The sequence below is a fragment of the Nonomuraea zeae genome, from assembly GCF_005889725.1.
Lineage (GTDB): Bacteria > Actinomycetota > Actinomycetes > Streptosporangiales > Streptosporangiaceae > Nonomuraea > Nonomuraea zeae.
In genome coordinates, this window is the sequence record NZ_VCKX01000753.1 from 1 (window position 1) to 373 (window position 373).

The following is a 373-nucleotide window of genomic DNA, read 5'->3' on the forward strand; positions in this document are numbered from 1 at the left end:
GCTCATTCAGATGCGGAAGGAGCACGTCGAACCGCCGTGCGAGTTGAGACAAGACGTCGTCGGGGAAGCCCATACCGTCCCAACGAACCGAAGATCAGAAAGCAACGCTTTATTTCTTGGTGGCTTCAGTGCGCGCGGCACCTCTGCCAGGAGGTACCGGGCAGCGTGGAGCCGATCGCGTCCCGCAGCCCGGCATGGCAGTCGGAGATCACCAGGCTGACGCCGGACAGGCCACGGGCGACCAGACCGCGCAGGAACGCCAGCCAGCCCGCCCCGTCCTCGGATGAGACGACGTCGATGCCGAGGATCTCGCGGTGCCCGTCGGCGTTGACGCCGGTCGCGACCAGGGCGTGCACGTTGACCGTGCGCCCTC

The 373-nt window shown here is 66.8% G+C and carries 1 pseudogene; it reads right to left on the reverse strand.

The window, feature by feature from the left end:
• Nucleotides 1-128: 128 nt before the first annotated feature.
• A pseudogene (locus ETD85_RS62755) lies at nt 129-373 on the reverse strand (transposase); the annotation flags it as partial.